We start from the raw sequence: 18143 nt of genomic DNA on the forward strand, positions 1-18143 counted from the left end.
ACCGCTCATGTCTCGGCTCCGCTCATGATTTGCTCTTCCATTTCCCAGATCATGCCAAGGATCTCTGCCTTGGTCTGACCAAAGGCCGGATCATCCTTGACCGTGCGCAGGTCCGCCCCCACCGCGCGTTCTGCAAACGGCAGGCGGTATTCCTTGTGGATGCGACCGGGGCGCGGGGCCATCACCAGCAGCCGTTCGCCCAGCAAAAGCGCCTCGTCCACCGAGTGGGTGATCAGGATGATCGTCTTGCCGGTCTTCTTCCACAGGTTCAGCACCAGACCTTGCATCTTTTCGCGGGTCAGCGCGTCCAGCGCGCCCAAGGGTTCATCCATCAAGATCACGTCGGGATCGTTTGCCAGACAGCGCGCCAGTGCCACGCGCTGCTGCATGCCGCCCGACAGCTCGTAGACCGCCTTGTCCTTGAAGGCGTGCAACCCCACGGTATCAAGCAGGTTTTCCACGATGGTGTTGCGCTCCGTCTCGGGCAGGCCCTTCATACGCGGGCCGAATTCCACGTTGCGGCGCACGCTCATCCATTCAAACAGCGCGCCTTTCTGGAACACCATGCCCCTTTCAGGCCCCGGCCCCGTCACCGGCGCACCATTCAGCGTCACCCCGCCAGAGGTCTGCGCCAGAAACCCTGCAAGAATGTTCAGCAGCGTGGATTTCCCGCAGCCCGACGGCCCCAGAACGGACAAAAGCTCGCCCTTGCCGATGTCGAGCGAGACATCCTGCAAAGCCTGCACATGCCCGCCCTTGGGCAGATCGAACCGCATGGACAGATTGTCGATGCTCAGAAAGGCCATGATCCTGCGTTCCTTTCGAATTCAGACGCGGGGGCAGACCGCCCTGCCCCCGCAAATGGTGTTATTGCGACATCGCAGCGGACAGCGGGCCGGTGTTCACCGACGCCTCATAGCTGTCGAGCGCGGAGCCGATGCTGCCTGCCTCGACAAAGACGTCCGCCACACCCTTCATGAAGGTCTGCGCATTGCCGCCCAGCCACGTCTCGGACAGCTGCTCTTCGATGGTCGGGAAGGTAAAGGTCGAGATCGACGCCTCGGTCGCCTCAACGGACATGCCCGATTCAGAGGCGATCTTTTCCAGCATTTCGGGGGATTTGTTGGCCACCCATTCCGCGTTTGCCGCAGCCGTCACCGCGAGGAAATCCGCCACCAGTGCTTCGTTTTCGGTGACGAAATCGGCGGGGGCGGAGGTCACGTCGAACACCAGAATGCCCAGCTCTTCCTTCTCGGCGCCGGTCAGCAGCACATTGCCGTGCTCTTTCATGCGCGACAGGCCACCGCCGTAGCCGCAGGCAAAATCGACAGAGCCCTGCGCCAGCGCAGCCGCGCCATCGGTGGGGGCCATGTCCACAACGGTCAGGCTTTCAAGCGGCACACCAAAGTGGTCCATCTGCTTCAGGAAGCCATAATGCGCGGCGGTGCCGATCGGCACGGCGACCTTTTTCCCGGCCAGCTCTGCAGCCGACTCCTTGTCGATTTCCAACTCGGTGGCGACCACGCAGTTGTCATTCTCGGAGTAGCTGACCGCCACATCCACAACCTGCAGCGGCTGCCCCGCAGAGGCCGCGACCACAAACGGCGGCACACCCTGGCTTACCGAAATCTGCACGTCGCCCGACGCCATGGCCGCCGACATCGCGGTGCCGGTTTCAAAGGCGACCCAGTTCACCTCCATGCCCAGCGCCTCGTCATAGGTGCCGTCCGCCTTGGCCGCGAGGAACGGCATCGGCCATTCGAGGAAGTAGCCCACGGTCAGTTCCTGCGCGCTGGCGGATTGCGCGGCAAACAGCACCGCAGCGCCGGTCATCAGTTTGGTCAAAGTCTTCATTGGTGTCTCCTTGGTTGGCTGGGCCGCGCTCTTGGGTGGCACGGTCACGGGGTGCACCGCCGTCCCGGACGATGCCTGTGCCTACAAAATGCGCAGCGTCCGCGCGGCTCAATCCGTCTTAGCATCTGGACTTACGGGATACGACCTTCTGGCCCTACGCATGGCGCAATTTTGGGCACAGCCTAAGAGCCAAGCCCGCCGCGGGACGATCCGAGACGGTGCAACTGCTCTTCCTCAACTTGTATTCCACCGGAGGGATTCCCCGTGAACCAACCCACATCTGCCAATGATTTTTCCGCCGTCATCAATGCCGACCGCGCCCATGTCTGGCACCATCTGACCCAGCACAAACCACTGGAAACCATTGATCCCCGTGTCATGGTCGAAGGCCACGGCCTGCGGCTTTGGGACGCCACGGGACGCGAACATCTCGACGCGGTCTCTGGCGGGGTCTGGACGGTGAACGTGGGCTATGGCCGCGCCAGCATCGGGGACGCGATTCGCGATCAGGTGACCAAGCTCAACTTCTTTGCAGGCAGCGCGGGCTCGGTGCCCGGCGCGACATTTGCTGAAAAACTCATCGAACGCATGCCGGGGATGAGCCGTGTCTATTCCATCAGCTCCGGCTCGGAGGCGAACGAGAAAGCGTTCAAGATGGTGCGCCAGATCGCGCACAAACACTACGGCGGGAAGAAATCGAAGATCCTTTTCCGTGAACGCGACTACCACGGGTCAACCATTGCCACGATGTCCGCAGGCGGCCAGCCGGAGCGCAACGCAGGCTACGGCCCCTACACCCCCGGTTTCGTGCAGGTGCCCCATTGTCTGGAATACCGTGCCCAGTGGGACGTGGAAAACTACGGCGAGCGCGCCGCCGACGCCATCGAGGAGGTGATCCTGCGCGAAGGACCTGACACCATCGGTGCGCTCTGTCTGGAAACCGTAACCGCAGGCGGTGGCGTCATCACCCCGCCCAAAGGCTATTGGGAGCGCGTCCAGCACATCTGCCGCAAATACGACATCCTGCTCCATCTTGACGAGGTCGTCTGCGGTGTGGGCCGCACGGGCGAATGGTTCGGCTACCAGAACTACGGCATTCAGCCTGACATGGTGACCATGGCAAAGGGCGTGGCGTCCGGCTATGCGGCCATCGCCTGTCTTGTCACCACCGAAGCGGTGTTCGACAAGTTCAAGGATGACAGCGACCCCATGGGGCTGTTCCGCGATATCTCGACCTATGGGGGCTGCACCGCCGGTCCCGCCGCAGCACTGGAAAACATGCGCATCATCGAGGACGAGAACCTGCTCGCCAACACCAAGGCACGCGGGGCGCAGTTGATGGACAACCTGCGCGCCTTGCAGGACCGCCATGCGGCCATTGGCGATGTGCGCGGCCTTGGCCTGTTCTGCGGTGCAGAGCTGGTGGCCGATCGCGCAGAAAAGACCCCCGCAGCAGAGGCGCAGGTACAGGCGGTGATCGCAGACTGCATGGCTCAGGGCGTGATCATCGGGGCCACGGCCCGCGCGATCCCGATGCACAACAACACGCTGTGCCTTGCCCCCGCGCTGATTGCCACCTCCGGCGATATCGACGCCATCACAGAGGCGCTGGATGGTGCCTTGACGCGAGTGTTCGGCTGACCTTTCTTGGGGGCGCGGTGCTGTCTGCGCCCCCACCCGTTTAAGGTCCACAAATGCCAATCCCCCCCGAGATCTTCTTGCTGCCGCCCAATTCAGAGGCCACGCTGCAACAGCAGATCCAGCAGATCGTGGCAGAGGCCATCGTCTCGGGCCGCTGCGCGCCGGGGGAAAAGATGCCCTCCTCACGCAAGCTGGCCGAACATCTGGGCGTGTCGCGTATCACGGTGACGCTGGGCTATAATGAACTGGTGGCGAATGAATACCTGATCTCGCGGGACCGCTCCGGGTATTTCGTGGCCGACACCGCGCCAACCCGCCCGCAGTTCACAGGATCCACCCAAGTGGCCCACGGCGGCGTCGACTGGAGCGCACGGCTCGCCCGTCCTGTCCAGCAACGCGAAGACATCCTGCGCCCGCCCAACTGGAACGACTATCGCTACCCCTTTATCTACGGGCAATCCGATCCGGATCTGTTTGACCATGCCAACTGGCGCGCCTGTGCGCTGCGTGCCGTGGGGCGGCGGGATTTCGACAGTCTGGCACAGGACCGCTACCAGACCGATGATCCCATGTTGGTGGAATTTATCCTGCGCCACATCCTGCCGCGTCGGGGCATCCGCGCCCAGCCCGACGAGATCCTGATTACGCTCGGCGGGCAGAACGCCCTATGGATGATCGCGCAGCTTCTGCTGTCCGACGGGCAGCGCGCCATTGTCGAAAACCCCTGTTTTCCGGGGCTGCGGCGGATCTTTGACCAGATGGGCTATGTCGGCACCTCTGTAGATGTGGACGCCCACGGCCTGCCGCCCGATGCGATCCCCGCGCAAAGCGACGTGGTCTTTACCACCCCCAGCCACCATGCCCCCACCAATGTGACCATGCCGCTGAACCGGCGGCTGGAGATGCTGGACCGCGCAGGCCGCGACGATTTCGTCATCGTCGAGGATGATTACGAATTCGAGATGTCCTTTCTCGCGCCCCCCTCGCCTGCGCTGAAATCGCTCGATCAGGACGGGCGTGTCGTCTATGTGGGCTCCTTTTCCAAATCCATCTTCCCCGGTTTGCGGCTGGGCTATGTGGTGGCCGACCAGCCGTTGATCGCGGAGCTGCGCAAATTGCGCACTGTGGTTCTGCGCCATCCGCCCAGCCATATCCAGCGCACCACCGCCTACTTTCTGTCACTGGGCCATTACGACAGCCAGATCGCGCGGCTGGCGCGGGTCTACGGCCAGCGCCGCGCCATTATGGAGGACGGCATCCGCCGCTACGGGCTCACCCCCGACGTGGGCGAGATGCACGGCGGGTCGTCGTTCTGGATGAAGGCCCCCGCAGGTGTAGACACCACGCAGCTTGCGCTGGATCTGCGCCGTGCCTCTGTGCTGATCGAGCCGGGCAATGCTTTCTTTGCGCGCCGTGCACCGGACCGCAGCCATTATCGAATCGCCTATTCGTCGATTGCTGCGCCGCAGATTCTCGACGGCATGGCACGGCTTGCCGAGGCGATCGAAGACGCAACCCGCCGGATCTGACCAACCGTTTGCCCGTTTTTGCGGCAAAATACCTGCGCTTTGCATGTTTCGTGAAATTATCCGTCAGATTTTCATTGCCTGACCCGTGCGAAATGTCGTGAAAATAACGTCATAAATTTCACGACCGCCGGTTTTCCCGAAAGGCCCGTCATGGACGACCCCGACACACTTGGCAGCGACATCCGTGCCCTGCGCAGCGCGCGCAAGATGACGCTGACGGAGATGGCAGAGCAGCTTGGCAAATCCGTGGGCTGGGTCAGTCAGGTCGAACGTGGCCTGTCCACCCCGACGGTCAGCGACCTGCATGCCTTTGCCCGCGTTCTGGACACGCCGATGTCGATGTTCTTTGGCGCCCCCAAAGGCCCCGAGGACGAACGCGGGCTGGTTGTCCGCGCCTCCGGTCGGCGCGAGATCGGCGAGCGCGACAACGGACTGGTGGAGGCGCTGCTCTCCCCCGATCTGACCGACGACTTCGAGGTCATCCATTCCACCTTTCTGCCCGGCGCAGAACTGGACACGCCGCGCCAGCGCGCCACCACCGAAGTGGTCACCATGATCGCGGGCACCCTGAACATCTGGATCGGTGACACGGCATTCACCGTGCAGACCGGCGACAGCTTTCGCATCAAAGGCTCGGAATACCGCTGGGCCAATCCCTATGACACCCCGGCCCAGGCAATCTGGGTCATCTCTCCCCCTGTTTATTGAGGTCTGACATGTCTCTTCCTTCTACGGCCCGCGTGGTCATCATCGGTGGCGGTGTGGTGGGCACTTCGGCGCTGTACCATCTGGCCAAGGCAGGCTGGTCCGACTGTGTCCTGCTGGAAAAGAACGAACTGACCGCGGGCTCCACATGGCATGCGGCAGGCAACTGTCCGAACTTCGCTGCCAATTACGGCGTGATGAACATGCAGCGCTACGGGCTGGAGATGTATCGCAACCTCGCCGACGAGGTCGACTACCCCATCAACTACCACGTCACAGGTGCCGTGCGTCTGGCCCACAGCCACGAACGCATGATGGAATTTGAACGCGTCCGCGACATGGCCGCCCAGATGGGGCTGCAGATGGACATGTGCACACCCGATGAATTGCAGGGTCACATGCCGTTCATGGAGACCCATGATCTCGAAGGTGGTTTGTGGGATCCGCTGGACGGCGACATCGACCCCTCTCAGGTGACACAGGCCTTGGCCAAGGGCGCGCGTAGCCTCGGGGCGACCATCGCGCGCTTCACCCCCGCCACTGGCGTCAGCCGGGAGGGCGGCGAATGGGTCGTTCATACGGAAAAGGGCGATATCCGCTGCGAATATGTGGTCAACGCCGCAGGCTACTACGCCGCGCGCGTGGGCGAATGGTTTCTGCCCCACGGCGGACGCGAGGTGCCGCTGACCGTCATGAGCCACCAGTACTTCCTGACCGAAGCCATCCCAGAGGTCAAAGCATGGACAGAGGCCAATGGCCGCAAAGTGCCGATGCTGCGCGATGTGGACAGCTCCTACTACCTGCGTCAGGACACTCATTCTCTCAACCTCGGCCCGTATGAGCGCAACTGTCAGGTAGGCTGGGCATCGGGCAAAGAGATGCCCGAGGATTTCAGCTTTCAGCTGTACCCCGACGATCTGGACCGTCTGGAGTGGTACATCATGGACGCGATGGAACGTGTGCCGCTCTTGGGCACCCAAGGCGTGCAGCGCAACATCAACGGCCCCATCCCCTACGCCCCTGATGGCCTGCCGATGATCGGCCCCATGCCCGGTGTGCCCAATGCCTTCGAGGCGCACAGCTTTACCTTTGGCATCGCCCAAGGCGGCGGCGCGGGCAAGGTTCTGTCGGAATGGATCATGCATGGCTACACCGAATGGGACATGTGGTCGGTCGATCCGCGCCGCTACACCGACCACGCGGATGCGGGCTTTACCACCGCCAAGGCGATGGAAACCTACGGCCACGAATACGCGATGCACTTTCCGCATCACGAATGGCCCGCGGGGCGTGACAAGAAGCTGTCGCCCAACCATGACCGCCTGCTGGCCGATGGCGCACAGATGGGCGCCTACAACGGGTGGGAGCGCGTCAACTGGTTCGCCAAGGACGGCGACGACACGTCCGAGGGCGCGACCCATACATGGGACCGCAATGGCCCGTGGCAGGCGCGCGTGCGTGAAGAAGCACAGGCCGTGCGCGATCATGCGGGCATCATCGACCTCGCCGGGTTCTCGCGCTTCGGGGTGTCGGGCGACGGCGCGGCAGAGGGCCTGCGCGGTCTAATCACCGGCGCCCTGCCCAAGGTGGGCCGGATGAACCTGATCTACATCGCCGACGCCCGAGGCCATGTGCTGACCGAGATGTCTTGCATCCGCCATGCCGAGGATGACTTTACCCTGATGACCGCCGCCGTGGCGCAGTGGCACGACGGCGAGATCCTGCGCGCCGCCATGCCCGACAGCGTGACCATCACCGACAAGACCCGCGATGTGGTGGCCATGCTGCTGACCGGCCCTGCCGCGCGGGATCTGTTGTCCCCGCTCACCGATGCGGATCTGTCCCTTGGCTGGCTGACCCATCAGCAGGCCACAGTTGCGGGCAAGCCTGCGATGCTGGCGCGGGTGTCCTTTGCCGGTGAACTGGGGTGGGAGGTGCATTGCGCCCCCGAAGACACCGCCGCCGTCTATGCCGCGATCCGCGACGCAGGGGCCACGCCCTTTGGCATGTATGCGCTCAACAGCCTGCGCATCGAAAAGGGCTACCTGACGTGGAAGGGCGATCTGTCCGCCGACTACGGCCTGTTCGAAACCGGCCTTGGCCGTTTCGTCAAACTGGACAAGCCGCAGGACTTCCCCGGCAAGACCGCGCTGGCCGAAGCCCCGCAGCCGCCCGCGAAACGTCTGGTCATGCTCAAGGTCGAGACCGGCGCACAGGATGCCCCCTATATGGCCAGCGTCTTTGCCGGTGGTGAACAGGCCGGTGTGGTGCTGTCTGCCGCCTACGGCCACCGGGTGGAGGCCGCATTGGCGATTGCCATGCTCGACGCCCACGTGCCCGCCGGAATGGATGTTGAAATCGCGGTCTATGGCCAGCGCCTGACCGCCACCGTGCAACCCGACATGTGCCAGTGGGACGCGGATAACGTCCGCATCCGCGCCTAGCCCCTTCCTGAAAGGACCACAAAGATGGCTCTCCCTCCCGAACGTGCCCGCGTCGTCATCGTTGGCGGCGGTGTGATCGGCTGCTCTGTCGCCTATCACCTCACCCAGCTTGGCTGGACCGATGTTGTGCTGCTGGAACGCAAACAGCTGACCTCTGGCACCACGTGGCATGCCGCCGGTCTGATCGCGCAACTGCGCGCCACCAAGAACATGACCAAGCTGGCGAAATACTCCCAAGAGCTTTACGGCAAGCTTGAAGAGGAAACCGGCGTCGCCACCGGCTTTCGCCGCAACGGGTCGATCACCGTGGCCCTGTCAGAGGAACGGCGCGAGGAAATCCTGCGTCAGGCGTCCATGGCACGCGCCTTTGGCGTCGAGGTTGAGGAGATCAGCCCGTCGGAGCTGAAAACCCGCTACCCGCATGTGAACACCGATGACGTGAAGGCCGCCGTCTACCTCGACAAGGACGGACAGGGCGATCCCGCCAACATCGCGCTGGCACTGGCCAAGGGCGCAAAGATGCGCAGCGCTCAGGTGATCGAGCGCACAAAGGTCACGGGCTTTGGCCGCGACGGGCGGCGCATCAACAGCGTGTCATGGCAAGCAGAGACCGGCGAGAGCGGCACCATCGCCTGCGACATGGTGGTCAACTGCGCGGGCATGTGGGGCCACGAGGTGGGCCGCCAGATGGGCGTGAACGTCCCCCTGCACGCCTGCGAGCACTTCTACATCGTCACCGATACCGTGCCGGGGCTGACCCAGCTTCCCGTGCTGCGCGTCCCGGAGGAATGCGCCTACTACAAGGAAGACGCAGGAAAAATCCTGCTCGGCGCCTTTGAACCCGTAGCCAAGCCTTGGGGGATGAAAGGCATCTCGGAGGATTTCGAGTTCGACCAACTGCCCGAGGATTTCGACCACTTCGAGCCGATCCTGGAACAGGCGGTGAACCGGATGCCCCTGCTGGCAGAGGCCGGCATCCACACGTTCTTTAACGGCCCCGAAAGCTTTACCCCCGATGACGCCTATCACCTTGGGCTAGCACCGGGGATGGACAACGTCTGGGTGGCCGCCGGCTTCAACTCCATCGGCATCCAATCGGCGGGCGGCGCGGGATCGGCGCTGGCCGCATGGATGGACACGGGCGAGAAACCCTTTGACCTTGGCGATGTGGACATCGCGCGGATGCAGCCGTTTCAAGGCAACAAGACCTATCTGTTCGAACGCTCCAAGGAAACGCTGGGCCTGCTCTACGCCGATCACTTCCCCTACCGGCAAAAGGCCACCGCGCGCGGGATCCGCCGCTCGCCGCTGCATGAACAACTGCTCCGCGAAGGCGCGGTCATGGGCGAGCTGGCAGGCTGGGAGCGCGCCAACTGGTTCGCAGACGCAGGCCAGCCTGCGGAATACGATTATAGCTGGAAGCGCCAGAACTGGTTCGACAACGCCGCCCGCGAACACCGCGCGATCCGCGAGAATGTCGGCATCTACGACATGTCCTCCTTTGGCAAGATCCGCGTCGAAGGACCGGATGCCGAGGCATTCCTGAACTATGTCTCTGCCTCCAACCTGTCGGTCCCCGTGGGCAAGATCGTCTACAGCCAGTTCCTCAACGCCTCTGGCGGGATCGAGGCGGATGTGACCATCACCCGCCTGTCGGAGACCGCCTATCTGGTGGTGACCCCCGCCGCCACACGTCTGGCCGATCAGGAATGGCTGCGCCGTCACATGGGCGATTTCCGCGTCACCCTGTTTGACGCCACTGCGGCCGAGGCCGTGATCTGCGTCATGGGGCCGAACGCGCGCGAGCTGCTGTCGCGCGTCTCGCCCAATGATTTTTCCAATGCCACCAATCCCTTTGGCACCTGTCAGGACATCGAGATCGGCATGGCCGTCGCGCGGGCGCACCGCGTGACCTATGTGGGCGAACTGGGGTGGGAGCTGTACGTCAGCACCGATATGGCCGCCCATGTTTTCGAAACCCTGCGCGAAGCGGGCCGCGCCATGGACGCCAAGCTGATCGGCCTGCATGTCATGGACAGCTGCCGCATGGAAAAGGGCTTTCGCCACTTCGGCCATGATATCTCGTCCGAGGATCACATCCTCGAGGCGGGACTGGGCTTTGCGATCAAGAAGACGGACGTCGATTTCATCGGGCGCGACGCGGTCCAGCGCAAACGCGACGAGGGTCTGCAATACCGGCTGGTGCAGTTCAAACTGACCGATCCCGAACCGCTGCTGTATCACGCCGAACCCATCGTGCGCGATGGCGAGATCGTGGGCTATCTGGCCTCTGGCGCCTATGGCCACCACCTTGGGGCTGCGATGGGCATGGGCTACGTCCCCTGCGCCGGACAGTCGGTGCAGGATGTACTGGCGTCCACCTATGACATCGAAATCGCAGGCCAGCGCATCCGCGCCGAAGCCTCTCTCAAACCCTTCTATGACCCGAAATCAGAGCGCGTGAAGGTCTGACCTTTCCCGCCAGCAGGAGCACGCAACAGATGAAAATTCTCGTCCCCGTCAAACGCGTCATCGACTACAACGTCAAGGTTCGCGTCAAACCCGATGGCAGCGGTGTTGACCTTGCCAATGTCAAAATGTCCATGAACCCGTTTGACGAAATCTCCGTCGAGGCGGCGATCCGTCTCAAGGAAGCGGGCACCGCCACCGAAGTGGTCGTCGTCTCCATCGGTGAGAAGAAAGCGCAGGAAACCCTGCGCACCGCGCTGGCCATGGGCGCCGACCGCGCCATTCTGGTCAACACCGACACCAGCGACGACATCGAGCCGCTGACCGTGGCCAAGATCCTTGCCAAAGTGGTGGCCGAGGAAGCCCCCGAACTGGTGATCGCGGGCAAGCAGGCCATCGACAACGACATGAATGCCACCGGCCAGATGCTGGCGGCGCTTTTGGGCTGGGGTCAGGCGAGCTTTGCCTCCGAGGTCGAGATTGCCGATGGCACGGCAACCGTCACCCGCGAGGTCGACGGCGGGCTGCAGACCATTGCGGTCAAGCTGCCTGCGGTGGTGACCACCGATCTGCGCCTGAACGAGCCGCGCTATGCCTCGCTCCCCAACATTATGAAAGCCAAGAAAAAGCCGCTCGAAGAAAAGACCGCTGCGGATTACGGCGTCGATCTGGCACCGCGGCTGAAGGTGATCGCGACCGAGGAACCCGCAGGCCGCGCCGCTGGCATTCTGGTCGGCTCGGTCGATGAACTGGTGGGCAAACTTAAAGAACAGGGACTGGTGTGATGTCTGTACTTCTTCTGGCTGAAACCGCCGGCGATACGCTGGCAACCGATGCAACCGCCAAGGCCGTGACGGCTGCGGCCAAGCTGGGCACGGTCACGGCACTGGTCTGCGGCACCGCCGCCGCCGCCGAGGCCGCCGCCGCCATCGATGGCGTGGACCGCGTGCTGCATTGCGCCGATGATGCGGTGGCCCACGGGCTGGCCGAAAACCTGGCCGGGTTGGTGCTGGACAACGCCGATGGCGTGACCCACATCGTGGCGCCTGCCACCGCCTCGGCCAAGAACGTGCTGCCGCGCGTTGCCGCACTGCTCGATGCGATGGTCATCACCGACGTGATCGAGGTGCTCTCCCCCGACACTTTCAAACGTCCGATCTACGCAGGCAACGCCATCCAGACGGTTCAGTCGCTCGATGCGGTCAAGGTGCTGTCGCTGCGCACCGCAGCTTTTGACGCCGCAAGCACCGGCGCGCCCGCTCCGGTGGACAGCGTGTCGCTGGCGCAGCCCTCGGATCTGTCTGCCCATGTCGCGGACAAGACCGTGACCTCTGACCGGCCCGAGCTGACCTCTGCCAAGGTGGTGGTCTCCGGCGGGCGCGGTGTGGGATCGGAGCAGGATTTCGCGCTGATCTCCGGCCTTGCGGACAAGCTGGGGGCTGCCGTCGGTGCCTCGCGCGCGGCGGTGGATTCCGGCTTTGCCCCCAACGATTTGCAGGTTGGCCAAACCGGCAAGGTGGTGGCCCCGGACCTTTACGTGGCCGTGGGCATCTCCGGCGCGATCCAGCATCTGGCGGGCATGAAAGACAGCAAGATCATCGTCGCCATCAACAAGGACGAGGAGGCCCCGATCTTTCAGGTGGCAGACTACGGGCTTGTGGCCGATCTGTTCGAGGCGGTCCCCGATATGACGGACAAGCTGGGATGAGCGCCACGCTGATCGACGGCAAGGCCTATGCCGCCCGCCTGCGCGCCCGCGTGGCCGACCGCGTGGCGCAGCTTGTGCCTCAGGCCGGTCAGGCCCCGGGGCTGGCGGTGGTGCTGGTGGGGCATGACCCGGCGTCCGAGGTCTATGTCCGCTCCAAGGGGAAACAGGCGGTGGAGGCGGGGATGAAATCCTTTGAACACCGCCTGCCCGCCACCACCCCCGAACACGAGCTGCTGGATCTGATCGCGCGGCTCAACGCAGACACGCAGGTGCACGGGATCCTTGTGCAGCTGCCCCTGCCCGACCATCTGGATGCGCGCGCGGTGATCAATGCCATCGCCCCGCACAAGGATGTGGACGGCTTTCACATCTCCAATGTGGGGATGGTGGGCACGGGACAGGACGCCATCGTGCCCTGCACGCCCTTGGGCTGCATGATGATGCTGCGCGACTATCACAGCGACTTTCGCGGCAAAACCGCGCTGGTCATCGGCCATTCCAACGTGGTGGGCAAACCCATGGCGCGGCTGCTGCTGAATGCCGATTGCACGGTGATGGTGGCGCATAAACATTCGACCAACATCCCCGAACTGGCGCGCATGGCCGATATTCTGGTGGTGGCCGCCGGTGTGCCGGGTCTGGTCAAGGGCGACTGGATCAAGCCGGGGGCCACGGTCATCGACGTGGGCATCAACCGTGTTGACGCGGACACGCCGGGCAAGACCCGTCTGGTGGGGGATGTGGATTTCGACGCCGCAGCCAAGGTGGCCGGTGCGATCACCCCCGTTCCCGGCGGTGTCGGCCCAATGACCATTGCCTGCCTGCTGGCCAACACGCTCAGCGCCTACTGCCATCAACACGGGCTCGAAGACGCGCCCCTTTTACACGACGAACAGGACAGCTGATGACACGCTATTGCCTTACCGTGACTTGCCCTTCCCGGCGCGGGATCGTTGCTGCGATCTCGACCTTTCTGGCCGAACATGGCTGCAACATCACCGACAGTGCGCAATTCGATGACGCAGAGACAAACCAGTTTTTCATGCGCATCAGTTTCACCCCCGAAGACGGGGCCGCGCTGGAGGCCCTGACCGCCGATTTCGCCAGCATCGCGGACGGGATGGGCATGACCTACGCCTTCCACGACGAGTCCGAGAAGATGAAGGTTGTCATCATGGTCTCGCGCTTCGGGCACTGCCTGAACGATCTGCTGTATCGCGTGAAAATCGGCGCGCTGCCGGTGGAAATCGTGGCCGTGATCTCCAACCACATGGACTATCAAAAGGTGGTGGTGAACGCGGATATTCCCTTTCACTGCATCAAGGTCACCAAGGAAAACAAGCCTCAGGCCGAGGCCGAGATCATGAAAGTGGTCGAGGATACAGGCGCAGAGCTGATCGTTCTGGCCCGTTATATGCAGATCCTGTCCGACGAGATGTGCCAGAAGATGTCGGGGCGCATCATCAACATCCACCACTCGTTCCTGCCGTCTTTCAAGGGGGCAAACCCCTACAAACAGGCGTTTGAGCGTGGGGTAAAGCTGATCGGGGCGACGTCCCATTACGTGACCGCCGATCTCGACGAGGGGCCGATCATCGAACAGGACATCGTGCGCATCACCCATGCGCAATCAGCGTCGGACTACGTGTCGCTGGGCCGTGATGTCGAGGCCTCTGTGCTGGCGCGCGCGATCCACGCCCATGTGCATCACCGCGCCTTTCTCAACGGCAACAAAACCGTGGTCTTCCCCGCTTCGCCGGGCAGCTTTTCCAGCGAACGCATGGGCTGATACCGGCCAACACACCGGCAACAAAATGCCACTCAAAGGGTCCGAAGCACGCCTCGGACCCTTTTGCATGTTTGCTGCAAATTGCCTCGACACATCCGGCGCAATGCTGAGGGCCCAAGACACCTGTTGAGAGGACAAGACATGCTCAAACGTATCGCAACCGCGCTGACCCTGATGGCCGTTATGATGGCACCGGTTGCGGGCTCCGCCCAGCCGGCACCGCACGGGACCACGCAGCCACGCGGACCGGGGGTCGAGCTTGTGGTTGCCGCTGCCGCAGCCGTGCTGCTTGTCGGTGTGCTCGCGCACCGCCATTGACCACAAAAGCAAAACGCCCCCGCGCCAAGATCCGGCACGGGGGCGTTTGTCTGATCGGCTGATTACTTGCGGCCTGCCACGATCCGGTCAAGGATCAGCGCGCAGAACAGGATCGCGAGACCGGCAAGGATCCCCTGCCCCGCCGCCGCGTATTGCAGCGCTTCCAGCACGTCTTCGCCCAATCCCTTGGCCCCGATCAGCGAGGCCACAACCACCATTGCCAGCGACAGCAGGATCGTCTGGTTAACCCCCGCCATGATCGTTTTGCGGGCCAATGGCAGATCCACCCGCCACAGCAGATAAGACGGGGTCGCGCCAAAGGCCATCGCGGCCTCGCGCACGGTGGCGGGCACCTGCTGCAGCCCCAGCACCGTGAACCGGATCACCGGAGGGCTGCCAAAGATCATCGTCGCCACCACGCCTGCAGGCTTGCCCGCGCCGATAAAGGCCACCACCGGGATCAGATAGACAAAGGACGGCATCGACTGCATGAAATCCAGCACCGGACGCACCACCGCAAAGACCCGTGGCCTGCGTGCGCAATAAATCCCCAGCGGAATGCCCAGTGTGATCGAAATCAGCGCCGCCGCCCCCAGAAGCGCGATTGTGGTCATCGCTTTTTCCCAGAAATCCAGCACGCCAAGATAGGCCAGCGCCGCTGCGGTAAAGATCGCCACGCGTGCGCCGCCCGACAGCCACGCCAGCATGACAAAGACCAGCGCCACCACCGGCCATGGCGTGCCCACCAGCACCACTTCGATCCAGTCGAGCAAGGTGCGCATGCCCACGGTCAAGGCATCAAAAAACCCGCGCCCGTGCACTTTGGTCCAGTCGAAAATGCCCTGCAGCCCATCGCCCACATTCAGACGCCAATCGCGGTTCGTCGGAAAGGCATTGAGCAGGCCAAAGGCATCGGGCCGCGCGAATTTCATCATCGACAGGCCAATCACGACGGCGGCGATGGCACAGGCCAACACCAGCCGTTCGGTGGCCCAGCCGCTGGCCTCGCGCCGGTCGGACCGCCAGCGCACGAACTGCGCCTCCAGCGTCCAGTTGGCCAGCACAGCAATCGCCGCGCGAAACAGCACCAACAGCGCCGCACCGCCCAGCAGGTACATCACACCACCGGCAGCGGCCTGTCCGGCGGCGGCCTCTGCCCCCGCCAGCGCATCCTGCAACGAGGCAGCCGCCCTTTGCAGCGCCTCCAGCGAGGCCGCGCCCGAGGCTTCTGCCGCCTCGATCTGTTGGCGGCGCAGATCCAGCGTCTGCGCAATCTGTTCCGCCCGTAGGCGCGCCTCGCGGCCCAGATCGCCAAACAGCCCCATCCCCATCAGGATGACCGCCAGCGTGTCCAACAGCAGCGTGCCCAGAAACCACGACCACAGGCCGCGCGCGCCGAACCAGACCGGCCCAAGCAGCCCTGCGGCCATGTTTACGGTCAGCCGGTAGCCCGGCGCTTCCATCATGTGGTGGAACACGCGCCGGTAATAGCCCTGCGATTGCCCCGCAAATTCCCCGATCAATGCGTCAAGACGCGACGGTGTGCTGGCCTGAACCTTGGATGGATCGACATGCATCATCTCTGGCTCCTTACGCCTGACTGTTCTGGATCGCGCGCAAAAGGCTCGCGCGGTTGATAACACCGACGGTGTTGTGATCATCGGCCACGGTGACGACGCCATGACCGTCCACCGCCAAATTCATCAGATCGCTCAGGTCCATCTTTGGATGTGCGACCTTGGCGTCCTGTGGCACATGGCCATGCTGCGCCTGATATTCCTCCACCGGCTGCATCACCGAATGGGCGAAGATCATGTTGAGCTTTGAAATCCCGGCGACAAAATCCGCCACATAGTCGTCTGCGGGGTTCAGGATGATGTCTTCGGGCGTGCCGATCTGGACGATGCGCCCGTCCTTCATGATGGCGATGCGATGGCCGATGCGGATCGCCTCGTCCAGATCATGGGTGATGAACATCGTGGTCTTGCCCAGCTTGCGGCTGAGCGCCATGAACTGATCCTGCAACTGCTTGCGGATCAGCGGATCAAGCGCGGAGAACGGCTCGTCCATAAGCAGGATTTCAGGGTCTGCGGCAATGGCACGGGCCAGCCCCACCCGCTGTTGCATGCCGCCCGACAGCTCATGGGCGTATTTGTCTTCCCAGCCGGTCAGCTCCACCAGATCCAGCACGCGGTCCGCCTCTTCCCAGCGGCGCGCCTTGCCGGTGCCGCGAATTTCCAAGGGCATGGCCACGTTGTCGCGCACCGTGCGGTGCGGCATCAGACCAAAGTTCTGGAACACCATGGCCACGCGCCGGTTGCGCAGATCGCGCAGCCCCGCATCATCCAACCCCATCACGTCCTCGCCGTTCAGCCGGATGGCCCCCGCCGTCGGTTCCAACAGCCGGTTCACATGGCGCACAAGCGTCGATTTGCCCGACCCGCTCAGCCCCATGACGCAGAACAGCTCGCCCCGCCGGATCTGGAAATTGGCATCGGCGACGCCCACCACACAGTCGAATTCTTCCAGCACCTCGGCTTTGGTCAGGTGCTCTTCGTGGATCGCGGCCAGCGCCTGCTGGGCCTTGTCTCCGAAAATCTTCCACACGCCCTGCGCGTCGATTGCAATATCGCTGTCCATCTTACCCCGTCCCGTCAAAAGCCCCCGCCCCCCATGGGACGGGGGAGGTGCCAATCAGTTCAGGCCAAGCCAGCCATCCACGGTCTCGGCGTTCGCTTCCAGCCAGTCGGCCACGGTGGCATCCATGTCCTGACCTTCGACAACCACCTGATAGGTCAGCTGCGACAGCGCATCCGCGTCCATCTCGATCGCGCCCAGAAAGGCCGCCGCCGCCGGGTTGCGTTCCTCAAGCGAGGTGGAATAGGCGACGGTCACGGTCTTGACCACATCGCCGGTGGTGATGGAGGATTTGTTGAACCAATCCGCATCCTCGTCGGGCTGGATCATGGTGTATTGCGCCGGATCGTGGGCCGGTTCCTCGATCATGGTCACGTCATACAGCGCATGCACATAATGCGGCGAATAGCAGTAAAAGACGACGCCTTCCTCGTTTTCGATCGCGTCCTTCAGACGGGCATAGAACACCGCCTCGTCCTCGGTCGTGGGTTCAAGGAATGTCTCGATGCCGTAGTCGCGCACCTTGACCTTGTGCACATTGGTGGACGCCCAGCCCGATGCGCCAACCCAGATCTCGCCCATGCCGTCGCCATCGCTGTCAAACAGCGGCTGCGCCATCGGTGTCGCCAGATCAAAGATCGACGCGATCCCGTGTTTTTCTACCATATAGGTGGGGGTGCAGAACCCCGTCTTGCCCGCGTAGCTGCCGGTGGACAGGCCAACGGTGCCTTTGTCCTCGACATATTCCGCAACAAAGGACGCGTGGTTGGGCAGCCAGACATCGGGGTGAACGTCAATGTCACCGCGCCCGCCATCCATAGAGGCAAAGATCACCGCATTGGCCCCGGGGGCATAGCCCACCTCGCCGCCCAGACGGGTTTCGATCACCTGTCCGATGATGCGGCTCATGATGCGCGCGCCGGGCCAGCTGGGTTCGCCCACCATCACCTTTTCCTGTGCCGCCGCCGTCGACGCGACACCAAGCGCGAGCACCGCGCAGGCCGTGAATTTCACAATGTTCATGATCTTTGTCTCCAGTTGGGGTGAAT

The 18143-nt window shown here is 63.2% G+C and carries 15 protein-coding genes; 10 read left to right on the forward strand and 5 right to left on the reverse strand.

Going from position 1 to position 18143, the window contains the following annotated elements; all coding sequences use genetic code 11:
* Positions 1-5 precede the first annotated feature (5 nt).
* Positions 6-806 (reverse strand): ABC transporter ATP-binding protein, encoded by an 801-nt coding sequence (locus ACN5AZ_RS03590; RefSeq protein ID WP_419427486.1) that lies wholly within the window; start codon positions 804-806, stop codon positions 6-8.
* A 61-nt stretch (positions 807-867) separates the two neighbouring features.
* Complete coding sequence (locus tag ACN5AZ_RS03595) at positions 868-1854, reverse strand: ABC transporter substrate-binding protein (RefSeq protein WP_419427487.1); 987 nt, start codon at positions 1852-1854, stop codon at positions 868-870.
* Positions 1855-2118: 264 nt separating this feature from the next.
* Here ACN5AZ_RS03595 and ACN5AZ_RS03600 point away from each other — a divergent pair, with 264 nt between their 5' ends.
* The 10 genes from ACN5AZ_RS03600 (at position 2119) to ACN5AZ_RS03645 (ending at position 14457) form a co-directional block, all read left to right on the forward strand.
* Positions 2119-3495, forward strand: coding sequence for an aspartate aminotransferase family protein (locus ACN5AZ_RS03600; protein WP_419427488.1), 1377 nt, complete (start codon positions 2119-2121; stop codon positions 3493-3495).
* 53 nt (positions 3496-3548) lie between these two features.
* Entirely contained in the window at positions 3549-5024 is a 1476-nt protein-coding gene (locus ACN5AZ_RS03605) for a PLP-dependent aminotransferase family protein (RefSeq protein ID WP_419427489.1), read from the forward strand.
* A gap of 150 nt (positions 5025-5174) precedes the next feature.
* The gene (locus ACN5AZ_RS03610; protein WP_419427490.1) at positions 5175-5732 is read left to right on the forward strand and encodes a helix-turn-helix domain-containing protein; all 558 of its coding nucleotides are present in this window, start codon (positions 5175-5177) and stop codon (positions 5730-5732) included.
* Between the two features lie 8 nt (positions 5733-5740).
* Entirely contained in the window at positions 5741-8173 is a 2433-nt protein-coding gene (locus ACN5AZ_RS03615) for a GcvT family protein (protein ID WP_419427491.1), read from the forward strand.
* 24 nt (positions 8174-8197) lie between these two features.
* Positions 8198-10645 (forward strand): GcvT family protein, encoded by a 2448-nt coding sequence (locus tag ACN5AZ_RS03620; RefSeq protein WP_419427492.1) that lies wholly within the window; start codon positions 8198-8200, stop codon positions 10643-10645.
* Positions 10646-10674: 29 nt separating this feature from the next.
* Complete coding sequence (locus tag ACN5AZ_RS03625) at positions 10675-11427, forward strand: electron transfer flavoprotein subunit beta/FixA family protein (protein ID WP_419427493.1); 753 nt, start codon at positions 10675-10677, stop codon at positions 11425-11427.
* The gene (locus tag ACN5AZ_RS03630; protein ID WP_419427494.1) at positions 11427-12350 is read left to right on the forward strand and encodes an electron transfer flavoprotein subunit alpha/FixB family protein; all 924 of its coding nucleotides are present in this window, start codon (positions 11427-11429) and stop codon (positions 12348-12350) included. The genes ACN5AZ_RS03625 and ACN5AZ_RS03630 overlap by 1 nt, the downstream gene beginning before the upstream one ends.
* Positions 12347-13255 (forward strand): bifunctional methylenetetrahydrofolate dehydrogenase/methenyltetrahydrofolate cyclohydrolase FolD, encoded by a 909-nt coding sequence (folD, locus tag ACN5AZ_RS03635; RefSeq protein ID WP_419427495.1) that lies wholly within the window; start codon positions 12347-12349, stop codon positions 13253-13255. The genes ACN5AZ_RS03630 and folD overlap by 4 nt, the downstream gene beginning before the upstream one ends.
* Positions 13255-14139: a formyltetrahydrofolate deformylase gene (gene purU / locus ACN5AZ_RS03640; RefSeq protein WP_419427496.1), complete on the forward strand. Its 885-nt coding sequence runs from the start codon at positions 13255-13257 to the stop codon at positions 14137-14139. Before folD ends, purU begins: the two co-directional genes overlap by 1 nt.
* Before the next feature lie 141 nt (positions 14140-14280).
* Positions 14281-14457 carry a hypothetical protein gene (locus ACN5AZ_RS03645; RefSeq protein WP_419427497.1) on the forward strand — a complete coding sequence of 59 codons (177 nt, stop codon included), beginning with the start codon at positions 14281-14283 and terminating at the stop codon, positions 14455-14457.
* A gap of 62 nt (positions 14458-14519) precedes the next feature.
* Here the strand turns inward: ACN5AZ_RS03645 and ACN5AZ_RS03650 are convergent, their stop codons facing one another.
* Genes ACN5AZ_RS03650 through ACN5AZ_RS03660 form a run of 3 tightly spaced genes read right to left on the reverse strand, consistent with a single transcriptional unit; the run spans position 14520 to position 18117 of the window.
* Entirely contained in the window at positions 14520-16037 is a 1518-nt protein-coding gene (locus ACN5AZ_RS03650) for an ABC transporter permease (protein WP_419427498.1), read from the reverse strand.
* A gap of 10 nt (positions 16038-16047) precedes the next feature.
* Positions 16048-17097: a quaternary amine ABC transporter ATP-binding protein gene (locus tag ACN5AZ_RS03655; protein ID WP_419427499.1), complete on the reverse strand. Its 1050-nt coding sequence runs from the start codon at positions 17095-17097 to the stop codon at positions 16048-16050.
* Positions 17098-17151: 54 nt separating this feature from the next.
* Positions 17152-18117, reverse strand: a complete 966-nt coding sequence (locus tag ACN5AZ_RS03660; RefSeq protein ID WP_419427500.1) for a glycine betaine ABC transporter substrate-binding protein — start codon at positions 18115-18117, stop codon at positions 17152-17154.
* Positions 18118-18143: the final 26 nt, after the last annotated feature.

This window comes from Sagittula sp. SSi028 (assembly GCF_048553715.1).
Taxonomy (GTDB): domain Bacteria; phylum Pseudomonadota; class Alphaproteobacteria; order Rhodobacterales; family Rhodobacteraceae; genus Sagittula.